Genomic DNA, 14,113 nt, shown 5'->3' with positions numbered 1-14,113 from the left:
TGCGCATGGCTATACTCCCAATTCTAATTGGGGCGGGTGTATGGCGGCGCTTCGGCCTCACGACCGCACTCGCGGCACCAATGTCATTGCCATGGAGTGGACCGGTAAAGCTATGATCGTCTCGATAACCGCTTTAGGTTATCCAGATAGGCACGTGGAACACCTTTTCGGTGGCCGAGAGTTCTGGTCTGGTGAGGTGTTGCAGAGGGCAGCGCTGCGCGCCCGCGGTGGCGCCAAGCGTCTCTCTCGATCCGATAACGGTCGGCTATCGACTCCATGGCAAGAGGTGATTTTCCTTTTGATCGACATGGATTCAATCTTCGAGCCATGGTCGCCGGCCCTCGGGTAAGAGCCGAAATCGGCCTTCCGTTGAACAGTCGCAAGCCAAGAGGTCCGACATGCAGATCAAAGAGACAACCGGCGTTTCATTCCCCGGCGCGGTCGAAAGCCCGCCGCTGGAGGACGTCGTCGTGCTCAAGGACCGCGCCGGGCTTGCGTTTGGAGTGCAGCGTGCGAGCAACGCAAGCGTGCGGGGCGCACGCGATGACGGTAGCGGCCTCATCGCGTCCAGGTACGTTGAGATCCCGCTCGTCGGGTCCGACGGCAAGGTCTCGGGGATTTTGTGCCGCACCAGTCCGCGGCCCGACACCGGAGGGGCGGTCGCGGCTGGCGAGCGGGCAGGGATGAGGGCAGCGGACCTGAAGCAGTTCGTCCACGACATCAATAACCTTCTCGCCGTTATCGAGAGCGGACTGCAGCTGCTGGAGTGCCAGAGCGAAGCCGCGCACCGAAAGGCCACCGCCGACAAAATGCAGGAGGCGATCACGCGAGGCGCGTTGCGTTCGCGGCAGCTCCTCGACGCTGCGCGACCGCGCCCCAAGTCGACCGATGAGTTCGTCTCAGGCAGTCGCCTCGCAGCAATAGCGGGCACGCTTGACCGGGCGTTGCGTCCGGATATCACGGTCCGCACGGAGATTGCCTCTGATTTATGGAACTTCAACGCTGATCCGGAAGAACTGTACTTTGCGCTACTCAATCTCTGTCGAAACTCGGCCGATGCCATGCCGGACCTCGGCGTGATCACCGTCGCGGCGCGGAACGTCGAACCTTCCTCCGGCGCGGCCGCGGCATTCATTGAGATCATCGTCGCCGACGACGGGGAGGGCATGCCTGAGGAGGTCCTTTCGCAGGCATTCACCCCGTATCTCTCCACAAAACCCATGGACAGCGGCACCGGTCTCGGGCTCCCCCAGGTCCAGCGCTTCGCCGAAGGCCGCGGCGGCGCGATCAGTATAGAGAGCAAGCAGGGTTTAGGCACCTTGGTGCGCCTCTTCCTCCCGCGCGTACACGCGGCTGGGCTCCCCAGCAGCATCGTCGGCACGAAAATAGCCTACGCGCCGTCACCTGACGGCGGTGTATTCCACGTCATCAAACCGGCGACAGCTGCGCCGACGTCGTAGCCGGCGCGAACACCCGACCGTTCAGTGATGCAGCTCATGATCCCCCCGGGCCGTCTCGACCGTCCGGTCGACCAAGAGACGGACCACGTGCTCGGCGCCGTGGATGCTGAGATCTCGCTCGTCGAGTACGGCAGCTACGCCTGTCCGCACTGCAGGGCTGCCAACGAGCGCATCGCGCAAGCACGCGACCAACTTGGCAACCGCGTCTGCTATGCCTTCCGCCACAAGCCGCTCGCGGACAACAGCATTTCCTTTCGGGCCGCCGAGCTCGCTGAGCATGCTCAGACGCCCGAGGCGTTCTGGTCCGCGCACATCAAGCTGATGACGAGGTCGATGCAGCTCACAGAGGACGACCTCGTCGCGGTGGCCGCGGACCTCGGTGTGAGCGCCGATTTCTCGCTTGGCAACAGCGACGCCTTACGGCGCGCGAGGGCGAGGGTGGAGGCGGACGTCGCAAGCGCACGCGCAAGCGGGGTGAGAATCACGCCAACCTTCTACATCAACCGTCGACGCTATGACGGACCTTGGGACGAGAGCTCTCTCGTCGACGCGATGCTTGGCACGCTTGGCCACCGCGTCCGTACGGCAGCCCTGGAGTTCGCGAGCTGGGGCCCGTCCGCCGGCATTTTGCTAGTCCTCGCGACCTTGACGGCCATCGTCTTGACGAACTCGCCGATCCGGCCGGCATTCGAGGCGCTCTGGCGCCAGGAGTTGGGCGTGAGCTTGGGTGACGCGGCCTTTCAGATGCCCATCCTCCGTTGGGTCAACGACGGCCTGCTGACGGTGTTCTTCCTCGTCGTGGGGTTGGAAGTGAAGCGTGAGATGACAGTTGGCCACCTCGCAAGCCGCCGCTCCGCGGCGCTTCCGATCGCCGCCGCGCTCGGCGGGATGGTCGTGCCGGCGCTTCTCTATGCGCTGGTCATCCCTGCGGGGCCGTGGTCGCACGGGTGGGGAATTCCGATGGCGACCGACACTGCGTTCGCGATTGCCTTGATCGCCGTGATGGGCGCCCGCGTTCCTGTTGGGCTGCGGATCTTCCTTACCGCGGCGGCCATCGTTGACGACATCGGTGCGATCGTCGTCGTCGCCGTGTTCTACTCCGGCGATAACCAACTGGGCTACTTGGCCGCGGCCGCGGCCGTGGTCGTCGCGCTGGCGCTGCTGAGCCGGTCGAAAGTCTACCTTCTCTCGCCTTATGCTCTCTTAGGCGTCGCGTTGTGGGCGTTCGTCTACGCGGGCGGCCTCCACGCGACGGTGGCTGGCGTGGTACTGGCGCTATTCGTTCCGACGCGCCCGCCTGCCAACCTGGCTGCCCTGATCACGCAGGCCAGCACGATCATTGCCTCCGAGGCCCAGCACGAGGGCGAGGTTCTCAGGCACGGCCCCTCCACCCCGGCGCTGCACGCGCTCGAAGCGATCTACGACCGACTTGAATCGCCCGCCGACCGGCTGCTGCGACACGCCGGCGCGCGGTCGAGCTACGCAGTGCTCCCGATCTTCGCACTGGCGAATGCGGGTGTGGCAATCAACCCCGGCGTCTTCGTTGGGCATAACTGGCTCATGGCCGCGATCATTGCGGGCCTCACCATAGGAAAGCCGGTCGGCATTTTCCTCGCGGCCGCTGCGGCCGTGCGCGCTGACATAGCCGTGAAGCCGGCGGAGTACACCTGGCGGCAGTTGGCCGGGGCGGGATCCCTGGCTGGGATCGGCTTCACGATGTCGCTCTTCATCGCCGGGCAAGCGTTTCCAAGCGCCACTGACTTCTCGGCCGCCAAGATTGCCGTGTTCGCTGCGTCAATTCTTTCCGCCGTCGTTGGGATTGCCCTGCTCTGGGGAGCTCCGCGCAAAGAGCTTATCGAAGAGGCGCGGCAGAGCACCGGCATGCAAGTGTCGAACTCCGCGGGTGCTTATGCGGAATCGCGGATATTTTTGGATGATTCTACCCATGGAAATGAGAGTCGCAGTCGCTGACGGCCAACTCCGCGAGACATCATCGATTCCGTCGGTTGTATCCCGCCGTCGAGGACACCAACGCGCTGAGGTATCGCAGCGAACCGTCACATCTGCAGGAGGTTGACCATGGCTCAGGTATATTTTCACTGTTCGAACACGAAGACGGTTTTCGTCGATCGCCGCGGCGCTGTGGTGGACGATCTTGCTGAGGCACGCGATCACGCAACCCGTGTCGTCCAATCCTTAACCCGCGAGCGAAGTCTCGAGGATTGGCGTGACTGGGTCCTGCATGTCAGCGACGACAGCGGCGATGAGCTCTTCGTAGTGCCCTTCACCTCCGTGCTCGGCAAGCCGAATTGAGGGCGCATATATCAGACGGCTGGAGGCCCGCGACTCGTCAGCCTCGTCGGGGTCGGGTCAACAAAGTGCACACCTTACTGGCCGCCTCCGTCAGGCCCGACGGAACGGCTCCGGATCGGGTGGGAAACGCAGCGCTTGAGACCGGCATCGCGAGCTTGTCAAGTTGCTACCGAACTATGTGACTTCTCGGACGTCTTGGACAATAATTGATCATCGAGCGCGTGCGGCGTGCCGAAGTGGAAAACAAGATATAGCCGCACAAAACATCGGCCCCAAGACGGCGGGAGGCCCTCGAGTGGCCGAGGCTGATGTGTTAGAGGCTCGCTACTCGGGACAGCGACATCTCATCAGCGAACCGCATCTGCGATCTCGCGGGGAATAGCGCAACTCGCCGCCATGACAGCCGACACGCACATTGTGCGGGCGGTGATCCTGAGAAATGCAGGAAAGCGCAGGAACTCCTGTCGCCGAGCACGGCATTTAGGGTGCACGCGCTTAGGATAAGCTGGAGCAACCTCCCATTTTGTCCAACAGCCATTAAACCGAAGACACTGAGCTTTTCTATGCCGATACTGCTCATCGCAGGCTAGAATTAGACCAACGTATGATCAGGCCATTCCGATTGTGGAATGCGATCCTCCCTCAGCACGATAACGCGATACAAGCGTGCCATGGCCTAAGAAATCGTTCTGAGATAGCAGTGAGTCCAACGGCTCAGTGCCGAGAGTCGCAACGGAACCGGACCCGCGAGCCGGCAGTTGCAAGAAGAGGTCGGCGGCGTAGCGCCCGTCGGCCTTTTCTCGGCTCGCTTCCGATCACTGAAGGGTCCCAATTATGGATAGCTCGGATAACAACGACCGGTAAGAAGAGGCTCCTGAATCACAAACACTGAATGGCGCCGGTTCCGGGAGGTCGCAATGCAACAGATCTATCTCACGATTACTGTTAGCAGTCTCACGTTGCTGGTCGCCGTGTATTTGCTCGCCGTCGTGCTTCTGTGAAACGGTCGAATCGAGATTGCCGTTCGCGCATCATCATCTGGCGGACCATCACATCTTGAAGCCGACAGGTCTCGGAACCAGTAAGGTCGAGCTAGAACGTCCATCGCATGTAGGTGCTATCGTTCGCATGAGGAGCGTAGCGCGGCCAGACGGAAGTGGATGAACGTCCCTCCCAGAATGACATCCGAGCTTGCCGGCGAGTTCATGCAGCGGCTCAACGCAGGGGAGACGCTTCGAAGGATCACGTCTGGCGACAAGCGATGCGGCCCTGCATTGGTCACCCTCAGCGTTTCAGGAAGCATTGCGAGCTGCACCCCGAGTGGGCTGACGAGGCGAGGCGGCTTGCCAAGGCCAATGAGCAAGCCGCGGCGCAAGTCCGAGTAACCGTAACGTGGAGGCTCGCGATACAGCGGTCGGCTGACAATCGCCGAACAGCGGAAAGATGCAAGAACGGCCATATCCGGACGATGGACAGTACATTTTATGAGCAGCATCTGGGTTACCTCGTCAGACGCTGCAAGGATTGTATGAAGACCCGTCATCAACTGCTTATGCCCAGCGCAGAACAGGTGAGATCTTCCATCTCAGTGCTTCATGAGGGCGGAACGCTGAGTTCGGGTCTAACGTCGCAAATACAGCAAACGATGAGGAATTTCATGAAGGCGACTCCCAACCTGGGTACTCGGCTGCGTAACCTCTCCGATAAGAATGCGTTCGCAAAGCGGAGCGCTGCTCAGAGGGCCAGGCGTCGGTTTGCTGCGGCGTCATTGACCCGAAACGAGGGTGAAGATGCCTACGAAGCGGTACGGCAAGCTACCGCCCATTTTTCTAAGTACGAGCGCGGAGACGTCATGTCTCGGATGTTTGTTGCGATAGCGGAGGGGCGCCTCAGGTTGAGTGACGTGAGAGCGCGTGTAGACGAATTCTTGGCTGATCAGCGGCATAGACCTCGGGTCTACGGCGATTACAGCCTGAACAGCCCGGTAGGTGACGAGGACGGCGTGACGTGGCTCGACTCCAAGACGGATGCGGACCGCCTTTGGGCGTAGGCGCTGGGGCCGCAGGACACGCCTTCCGGCGCCTGCGGCCGTCCCACGATCGGCGCCCCCTCTCACGCCGGCGGCTTCCCTTGGAATTGGATGTTGCATTTCTTCTGAATGCTCGCCTGCTCGATCGCTCGATCGCGACCATTTGGCCTTTCATGTTGGCGAGCTCCGCGGCAGTCTGTTTGTCACCGCCGACAAAAAATGCGGCTGGCCAGAACACGACGATAGCAGCCGCGGTGACCAAGCCGTCTTTCGACCGCTGGCTGTCTTGGGCGCCGGAAAGTGCGGCCGCTCGCTGCGAAATACCCTGAGCCTCAAGCCCCAGCTGCTGGCAGTTGTAGGATTGGTATACGACCGGCGAAACGTACGACGGCGCGATATCTGACGATGCTGACGCACAGCCAGCCAACGCGGCGCCAAGCGCCACGATTCATAAATTACGCATTTGAAAAGCCCCCCGGCCAAAAACAACAGGGCGCACTGAACCTCAACCACTGCGCGAGATCAATAGGTTGCGCGCGTAAATTGCCGCAACTTGGGAAAAATAGCAGGAGCGTCACACTTAGCGCAAACACGACGCGCCAAGCCTCGTCCATTGGTGCCTTGCAGCAAAACGACCCTCGCGGGGGGCACGCGGAGGCCGCTGTTGGAGCTCCAAGCCCCCGGGGAAGGCCTGAAGCAACTTGAGTAATGGGGGAGCGCAGGATGGTTCCTGCCTGAATAAATAGAGGTCAGGTTTCCCGCTCTGGGGTAGCTTGACGAGCAAGGCGGCGAGACCCGCCGTTGTGATCCGATACGTCGCGGCCGTGCTCCCGCGCTCGATCCAGCCCTTGGAGACCATATTTAAGACGGTGCGCTTGCCGGTAGGCTCAAGAGCTCTCGGCGTTAGCTCACGTCCCGCGCGCAGCTTCTGCAACGCATCTCGCTCCGCGCTGGTCGGCAGATGGCTCGCCCGGGGTGGCATCTATTTTTAGCCTTTAACGCTCGCCGCATCAGCGTCCGAATAGCTTGATGTCGGCTCCTATACACCGGGCCCTTCTTTTTGCGGTAGGCATTCTTAGCCGACGATCAGCCACGTCACCCCGGCGATCGTGCCGTAAAAGCCCGTGAGTGCAATAAGCACGAAAGCTCGCTCGATCTTGTCCATTGAATTTCCCCCGCAAGAAAGCCAATCGGAAAAGACAAAGGTTACTCCCGCTCAGGGTCAATTCAAGCGCTGTTGTCAAGTTGCGGCAGCCTCGGGACTGTGGATAACGGGGAAATTCCACACCATCTTGGTCGCACCTCGGCCTGAACAGCCACCCTAGCCTTGATCCATTTCACGTTCGTGCCTAGGCTTTGCGAGCGTCGCGCGGAAGTTGGCGAGATCGCAGAGCAGCTGGTCGCGCTCGGGATTCTGCGGAAGCGCGAGGGCTTTCGTTTCCGCGTGTTGGGCTTGCTTTTTTAGTTCGTCTAGCACCTGACTCATTTTTCTGCCTTCAGCCCGATCTCCACCAGGCCCGCGAATTGCCTCTGGCCGAGAGGGACGTTCTGCTAGGCTAGTCTCTTTTGGATTCCGTTTCTCGGTCCGCCGGGCCAGTATTCCGATCATGGCATCCGCTTCCATCGCAAAGTCGGCAATGTGGGAAACGGGACCAACACCAGTTTTCACAGCCACAAACCAACGTCCGGTTTTTGTTATTTGGGGAGCAAAGGAGGGGAACGACTTTGGGCGCTGCATGACTTGCCCGGCTCGTGAGTCGTCGGTCATTTCTTCTTCAGCCCGATCTCGACTAGGCGCTGCGGGAGACCTCTTCTGCTGCGGCTCAGTCGTCTACCCTCATAGCACACACCGGCCCGCCTCAGCGATAGGGCGGGCTTCTTGGCCATCCGCGACGACCCTTATTTTCGTTGCTCCTTCTCGTACTCTGCATGCCGTTCGTCAAACCATAGGCGAAACACGGTTTCCTGCATTGACCCTGGCTTGATCGCGAATGCACGACTCGCTGCCCGATAGCGCTCGACGTGGGTCGGGTACTTTTCGAAGATGTCCCTCAATTGAATCTCGGCGTCAGGGGCGTCCGGCATCGCGTGAGTATAGACCAGGATTCCTGCGCGTCAGAATCCAGGCAAAAAGGCCGGCCGGTTCACGCTGGCGGGCCACTGTGCTAGCACCGCGGGTGCCGTGCCGATCGTGCGGAACTTCGCGGCGTCGGTCGCAGGAGCAGCCTTTTACCCGTTCCTGCGACCTTCACTTTTGAGGCTCCTGCGCTCCGATCCTCAATTAAATCAGCCCTCGTTTCCAAACTCGCGAAGCGGTGGCTAAGGCCGGGGCGAATCGCGCTCCTTGAGCAGCTACGCCGCGAACCGCGGCCTCGGTCGGCCTTGATGCGCTCAGTTTCCGCTTCCTCTAATTGCGCGCCATAACCCACGATAAAGCCGCCTCAGTTGGCGGGCTCTTTCATGGCTGCAGGGCTATCACCTCGTACTCGAAGGCCAGGCCTGCCCCCCGGAGCGTCTCAAGCGTGTCTCTGCCGATAGCGATCGGCTATCGACTCCATGGCGAGAGGTGATTTGCCTTTGACCCGTCACGGACCCAATGTTCGAGCTACCTCGCGCGCCTCCTGTAAGGGCCAAAGTCGCGGTTCCGATTGCGTAGACCCCCGGTTGCAGAGTGCGTGCGACTCAGGCGTCGTCGGGAGACCGAAAATGGCAATCTCTTTGCAGGTTAGCTTCGCCTTGTGGGGAATGATCATTTGCGCGGGCCTGGAGATCGCCCAATGGGCAAGCTAAGGCGCGCCATCGCACCGAGTTTGCCTTTAGGTTCGCCTATGCTGACCATGTACCACCTCGCCACACAGGATCGAAGGTCCGGAGCGCGTCCAGGAAAGGGAATGAGATGCGTACACTGATAATCGCAGGCGTCGCGCTTGCATCGCTGGGCGCAGCTTGGGCCGATGACAGTACGGCAGAAAAGGCAAAGAAAACGGACAACTGCAGCTACATGCTTATGGACGGGCAGTTGGTGGATCTACCGGTTGGCGCAAACGTCTGCGTCCGCTCACCCGCGCCATATACCAACGAATACGCGCTGCTTCACTGTTATCCGCCCCTTCAAGAAATTGATCTCGTAACCCGTGGCGATTCCCGCTGTAGTGAAAAGTACGAACATCGCGAGCGGAAAAAGTAGGACCTGCAGCGGGAACTGGAGACCCGGGCTCCTAGGCAAACCGGGCCCGCCGCCGTGACCAGCGGGCCTGATGCCAAAGCGCGGGCTAGCCGTCTTGGCAGGGAACACCGAAGTTGTCACAAGCGAGAGCGAATGACTCTTTTGCTTTTGTATCCTCGAAGCAGAAGCGAGTGCCGACTTCAGCGCGATCGATCCACCAATCGACGTTATTACTTTCGTACGGTGCTCAGTCAGTTCGGCAATAAGCCTATCCTTCAATGGCCCTGCCGCAGTCTGCTTCGGACGGCGGCGCGCGTTGGCACGCGCGACCTCGATTGGGCAAAGGGCGGCAAGTCTCTGCAGATGCAGCTGGTGGCATTCCTCGCTCGGGCATCACGCGGCGCGGCGGCAATAACGATCGTCTATCAACTCTATGGCGAGAGGTGATTTCCCTCTCCGGCGTTGCAAGGTCATTCTCGTCGGGTGGTGGATAGTCATCTTCAAAGCGAACAGGAGCTACCGTGACTATTCAAGTCCGCGGCCTCGCGATTGCGCTCGCAATTGCTGTTCCTATCGCGGTGGCTGCAACGGCCGAATCGTCTGCTGCTCCGATCAATTGCACGTCGATCAAGGCGGCGGTACCAGCCGCGACGGCGGACGTGCGCTATCGGGTGCGGCGAGGTTATCCTACTGATAATTCGTACCGGGGCTATCCGACCTATGACTACTTCCATCCCGGTGAGGCCAAAGCTTGGCCGTGTGCGGCTCCCTCGAGCTGCCGCTAGCCAACATGTATTTGACACATCGTAGCGTTCCTCGATCATTCGCACGTCGTTCTTGGAGCAAGCTGAAATGCGTTCAGCGCGAGCGTATGTCTTCTGCCTTATCCTTGCGCATTTCATCGAGCTCAGTGCTGGTTATTCACCGAATGCGGGATGTTCAGTTGGCCGAGTGGTCCAAAGAGGATATCGCAACAAAGAATCAACGGAAGCTCATCAATGACGGTGACGACGTGGTAGCTAACGGTGAAACAGGCTTATTGGCAAGCTCACGCGCGCATCCCGGTCCTGTTGCGAGGGTTTGGGATAACGACAAAGGAGCGAGCAAATGACGCTCCAAGACAGCTTGACGGGCAAATCAGCTCATGAACGCGCCTGCTCAAGCACGAATACGGGAAGCGCGAGTACAGAGCATTTCTACGCCAATCTGAAGCCGCTCGATAACTTCTCACAAATAACGCATTTCGACCGCTATCGCCCCTTACCGCGCGATTGGTTCATCGGAATTGCCGATGTCGTCCAATCGACGACGGCGATCAAGACCGGCCGATACAAAGCCGTCAACACGGTGGGCGCTGCGGTGCTGGTCGCCATAACCAACGCGTTACCCGAACTCCGCTTTCCCTATGTTTTCGGCGGCGACGGAGCGACCGTAGCGATCCCCGGCAAGTATCTTGACGAAGTGAAGTATGCATTGGCACGAACTGCGGCATGGGCAGACGATACTCTCGATCTTGTACTTCGAGTCGCGATCGTTCCGGTTTCTGCAATCCGCGCAGCCGGTCACGATGTTCGTGTCGCGCGATATGCCGCGTCCGAGAACGTCTCGTACGCCATGTTCACCGGCGGCGGCATGGCGTGGGCGGAAGGACAACTCAAGAAGGGAGAATTCAAAGTACGCCGCGCACCGTTGAATGCCAAGCCCGACTTATCAGGGCTCTACTGCGGATTCGGGCCAATCCCTACCGAGCAGGGCACCATCCTCTCCATCATCGCCATTCCGGTCGAAGAGCAAAGGTCGTACGCGGCTTTGGTGGCGGATGTTTTGGCCTTGATCGAATTTTCCTCGCGTCGATCGGGCCATCCGTTGCCGGAGGGCGGTCCGTTGCCCGCCTGGCTCGGAGGCAAAATCCAGAGATTGCTTGATAAGAACTCCTCACACGCGCACCTTCTGAGGGCCATCGCAGATGCACTACGAGCCATCAAGACGCGATTCGTTCTTGCGGCAGGTATTCGCATGGGCCAGTTCAAACCCCTCAAATATCGACGAGAGATTTCGAACAATACGGATTTCAGAAAGTTCGACGATGGCCTGAAAATGACGGTGGACTGTTCGCCGGAAATCGCAGACGCTATCGAGGCTCGACTGGTTTCGGCCCAGCTCTCTGGCGTTTGTGTCGCGGGCACACATCGTCAGACGAGCGCGCATCTCACCTGTTACGTGCCTTCAAACATCCGGTCAGATCACGTCCACTTCGTTGATGGGGCCGACGGAGGTTACGCCGCGGCAGCGGCCAAACTCAAAGCAGGCAAGACCGCTGTCATGGCAGGCATGGCAGCAGCGCGAGCAGTTGATACTCCGGCGGCACCTTGACACTTGCGGGCCGTCACAACTTGAAGGGTCGAGGTCAGCCATGACCATCAAACGTCGTGAATTCGTTGTTGGAGCGGGCGTCATTGGCGTCGTTGGCGTAACTGGCGGATCAGTCGCCCCACAACCCGCATCGGCAGAGCATGCGATGCAGATGGGCGCGAAGCAGACTGCTCATGCATCCTCACCGGCACAGACGGCAACTTCCGCACCACCCGAGAAGCGCGCTTACACGTTCCTCAATCCCGATGAGGCCACCTGGGTCGAGGCGGCGGTCAATCATATGATTCCGGCCGATGACTTGACGGCCAGCGGCGTCGATTTGGGCATTGCCTATTTCATCGATCAGCAATTGGCAGGCGGTTTCGGGCAAGGCGGTAAAATGTTTATGCAAGGTCCATGGCATCCTGGGGTGCCCCAACAAGGATGGCAGGTTCGCCTCTCTCCTGCGGAAGCTTATCGCGCCGCCATCCCGGCGATCAACGCATACTGCACCAATGCCTACGGCAAGGACTTTTCATCGATCACGGAAAGTCAGCGCGATGAGGTCTTAAATGATCTCGGCACAGGCAAAGCGGATTCGGGACCGCTTCCTGCTGGCCTCTTCCTTGATCTGCTTTATCAGAACGTGATGGAAGGCTTTTTCAGCGATCCCGCTTACGGCGGCAATCGCGATAAGGCTGCGTGGAAGATGATCGGCTATAGCGGGGCGACCGGGAACTTCGTCGACCTGATCGAGACGACTTACAACAAGCCTTACACCGAACCAAGCCAAAGCATCGCTGACTTGAGCTGATTTTCAGGTCGAAGGAGAATTCCGATGGCGACGAAGTTGAAACCCGTCGACGCAGTCATTGTTGGTTTTGGCTGGACCGGGGCTGTGCTGGCCAGGGAACTCACAAAAGCGGGACTCAACGTGCTGGCGCTTGAGCGCGGCGGGATGCGCGACACTATCCCGAACTTTGCGGCGCCGACGATACATGACGAATTGCGTTTCGCCATCCGTCATGACCTAATGCAGGACGCCTCCCGCGAGACTCTCACCTTTCGCAACAACGTCGACCAGACGGCGCTGCCGATCAGGCGCTGGGGATCGTTCTTGCCGGGAAATGGTGTGGGCGGCGCAGGCGTCCACTGGAACGGCCAGCACTATCGGTTCGCGCCCAGCGAGTTCAGGATCCGCAGCCACTATGGCGAACGATACGGCAAGACGTTCATTCCTAAAGAAATGGCGATACAAGATTGGCCAGTTACGTACGACGAACTTGAGCCCTACTACGACCGCTTCGAATATCTCTGCGGCACCGCCGGGAAGGCCGGCAACATCAAGGGCGTGATCCAGGAGGGCGGGAATCCTTTCGAAGGATCCCGTGCGCGCGAATATCCGAACCCGGCGATGAAGCGCAGCTTTCAAATGAAGATGTTCGAGGATGCTACGCGGGAAATGGGGTTTCACCCCTATGTTCAGCCATCCTCCGACGTTACGCAGGCCTACACGAACCCTGAGGGTGTGGACATGGGCTCCTGCGTGTACTGTGGGTTCTGCGAGCGCTTCGGTTGCGAAATGTCAGCGAAGGCAAGCCCGCAATCGACGCTTCTGCCACTTCTGCTGAAAGACCCTAGATTCGAATTACGCACGCTTTCTCATGTCACTAAGGTCAATCTTGACTCCGGCCGCAAAAAGGCAACCGGCGTTACCTATATCGACTCGCAAGGTCGGGAGTTCGAACAGCCCGCCGATATGGTACTGCTCTGCGCATTTGGTCTGCATAACGCACGGCTGATGATGCTGTCGGGAATCGGTCGCATCTACGATCCTAAAACCGGTAAGGGTGGCGTTGGGCGCAACTATGCCTACCAGATGTCCAGCAGCGTCACCGCGCACTTCAACGATAAAGTCTTCAATCCGTTTATGGGCGCCGGTGCGTGCGCCATGATCATAGATGATTTCAACTACGACAACTTCGATCATGGGCCGCTCGGCTTCGTGGGTGGTTCTTACATCTGTGTCGAGAGCAAGGGGCAACGGCCGATCGATTTCCGCAACCTGCCACCAGGGGAGCCTCGCTGGGGCAAAGGCTGGAAGCAATCGGTTGCCCACTGGTATAGCCGAACTTTCGTGATCGCGTCTTTCGGCAGCGTCACAGCCCAGCGCAGCAACTATCTTGACCTCGACCCGAACTATAAGGACGGCTTCGGCAATCCCCTGCTGCGGATGACGTTCGACTTCAGCAAAAACGATCTGGACATGTCGAAGTACTGCACCGATCGTGCAGCCGACATTGCCAAGCACATGAACCCGGATAAAATGGGCATCAACTATCGCAAGGGCCCTTATTCGATCGTCCCTTACCAGACGACGCACACGACAGGCGGCACCATTATGGGAGCCGATCCGACAACCAGCGCTGTCAACCGCTATCTGCAAAGCTGGGATGTTCCCAACGTGTTTGTTATGGGCGCCGGCGCCTTTCCGCAAAACCCGTCGCACAATCCGACGGGCACTGTCGGAGCTCTGGCCTATTGGGCGGCCGATGCAATCACAACGAAGTATCTGAAATCGCCGGGGCGCCTGGTCCCGAGCTGAGCACGTCGGACCCGCGCGGATGCTGCCAGCCATCGAGTAGAACGCGACCCCATGAGCACGATCTGAAGTTATTTCGGAGCGGCCGATGTTGACCTGCCGCTGAACTTTCATCCATTGGCGATTAGAGTCTCGGCGGATGTTACGCCGTTTGGCGCGGGGTGAACAACGTGCGATCGGCGGAGCTGGTC

The 14,113-nt window shown here is 59.6% G+C and carries 9 protein-coding genes; 8 read left to right on the top strand and 1 reads right to left on the bottom strand.

Going from position 1 to position 14,113, the window contains the following annotated elements:
- Positions 1 to 398 precede the first annotated feature (398 nt).
- The 3 genes from IVB50_RS15890 to IVB50_RS15880 all read left to right on the top strand — a co-directional run bounded on the left by IVB50_RS15890 (position 399) and on the right by IVB50_RS15880 (position 3,773).
- Positions 399 to 1,460, top strand: coding sequence for an ATP-binding protein (locus tag IVB50_RS15890; RefSeq protein ID WP_247296374.1), 1,062 nt, complete (start codon positions 399 to 401; stop codon positions 1,458 to 1,460).
- A 27-nt stretch (positions 1,461 to 1,487) separates the two neighbouring features.
- Positions 1,488 to 3,431, top strand: coding sequence for a Na+/H+ antiporter NhaA (gene nhaA, locus IVB50_RS15885; RefSeq protein WP_247296372.1), 1,944 nt, complete (start codon positions 1,488 to 1,490; stop codon positions 3,429 to 3,431).
- 108 nt (positions 3,432 to 3,539) lie between these two features.
- Positions 3,540 to 3,773 carry a hypothetical protein gene (locus IVB50_RS15880; protein ID WP_247296369.1) on the top strand — a complete coding sequence of 78 codons (234 nt, stop codon included), beginning with the start codon at positions 3,540 to 3,542 and terminating at the stop codon, positions 3,771 to 3,773.
- 3,350 nt (positions 3,774 to 7,123) lie between these two features.
- On the opposite strand, the gene IVB50_RS15875 is transcribed toward IVB50_RS15880, so the two are convergent.
- Complete coding sequence (locus tag IVB50_RS15875; protein ID WP_247296368.1) at positions 7,124 to 7,570, bottom strand: hypothetical protein; 447 nt, start codon at positions 7,568 to 7,570, stop codon at positions 7,124 to 7,126.
- Positions 7,571 to 8,698: 1,128 nt separating this feature from the next.
- Between IVB50_RS15875 and IVB50_RS15870 the strand changes: the two genes are divergently transcribed.
- The 5 genes from IVB50_RS15870 (at position 8,699) to IVB50_RS15850 (ending at position 13,925) form a co-directional block, all read left to right on the top strand.
- Complete coding sequence (locus IVB50_RS15870) at positions 8,699 to 8,989, top strand: hypothetical protein (RefSeq protein ID WP_247296364.1); 291 nt, start codon at positions 8,699 to 8,701, stop codon at positions 8,987 to 8,989.
- A gap of 132 nt (positions 8,990 to 9,121) precedes the next feature.
- Positions 9,122 to 9,415 carry a hypothetical protein gene (locus tag IVB50_RS15865; protein WP_247296362.1) on the top strand — a complete coding sequence of 98 codons (294 nt, stop codon included), beginning with the start codon at positions 9,122 to 9,124 and terminating at the stop codon, positions 9,413 to 9,415.
- Between the two features lie 660 nt (positions 9,416 to 10,075).
- On the top strand, positions 10,076 to 11,341 hold the full coding sequence (locus IVB50_RS15860) for a DUF3095 domain-containing protein (protein WP_247296360.1): 1,266 nt from the start codon (positions 10,076 to 10,078) through the stop codon (positions 11,339 to 11,341).
- Between the two features lie 40 nt (positions 11,342 to 11,381).
- Positions 11,382 to 12,134: a gluconate 2-dehydrogenase subunit 3 family protein gene (locus tag IVB50_RS15855; RefSeq protein ID WP_247296358.1), complete on the top strand. Its 753-nt coding sequence runs from the start codon at positions 11,382 to 11,384 to the stop codon at positions 12,132 to 12,134.
- A 24-nt stretch (positions 12,135 to 12,158) separates the two neighbouring features.
- Positions 12,159 to 13,925 (top strand): GMC family oxidoreductase, encoded by a 1,767-nt coding sequence (locus IVB50_RS15850; protein WP_247296355.1) that lies wholly within the window; start codon positions 12,159 to 12,161, stop codon positions 13,923 to 13,925.
- Positions 13,926 to 14,113: the final 188 nt, after the last annotated feature.

Origin of the sequence: Bradyrhizobium sp. 87 (genome assembly GCF_023073015.1) — a bacterium.
GTDB lineage: Bacteria > Pseudomonadota > Alphaproteobacteria > Rhizobiales > Xanthobacteraceae > Bradyrhizobium > Bradyrhizobium canariense_D.
This window is presented reverse-complemented; position numbering and strand designations above follow the sequence as displayed.

What these genes read in the sequence shown, in the direction of transcription:
- IVB50_RS15890 (WP_247296374.1), top strand. Translation starts at nt 399, where the DNA reads ATGCAGATCAAAGAGACAACCGGCGTTTCATTCCCCGGCGCGGTCGAA.
- nhaA (WP_247296372.1), top strand. Translation starts at nt 1,488, where the DNA reads ATGCAGCTCATGATCCCCCCGGGCCGTCTCGACCGTCCGGTCGACCAA.
- IVB50_RS15880 (WP_247296369.1), top strand. Translation starts at nt 3,540, where the DNA reads ATGGCTCAGGTATATTTTCACTGTTCGAACACGAAGACGGTTTTCGTC.
- IVB50_RS15875 (WP_247296368.1), bottom strand. Translation starts at nt 7,570, where the DNA reads ATGACCGACGACTCACGAGCCGGGCAAGTCATGCAGCGCCCAAAGTCG.
- IVB50_RS15870 (WP_247296364.1), top strand. Translation starts at nt 8,699, where the DNA reads ATGCGTACACTGATAATCGCAGGCGTCGCGCTTGCATCGCTGGGCGCA.
- IVB50_RS15865 (WP_247296362.1), top strand. Translation starts at nt 9,122, where the DNA reads ATGACTCTTTTGCTTTTGTATCCTCGAAGCAGAAGCGAGTGCCGACTT.
- IVB50_RS15860 (WP_247296360.1), top strand. Translation starts at nt 10,076, where the DNA reads ATGACGCTCCAAGACAGCTTGACGGGCAAATCAGCTCATGAACGCGCC.
- IVB50_RS15855 (WP_247296358.1), top strand. Translation starts at nt 11,382, where the DNA reads ATGACCATCAAACGTCGTGAATTCGTTGTTGGAGCGGGCGTCATTGGC.
- IVB50_RS15850 (WP_247296355.1), top strand. Translation starts at nt 12,159, where the DNA reads ATGGCGACGAAGTTGAAACCCGTCGACGCAGTCATTGTTGGTTTTGGC.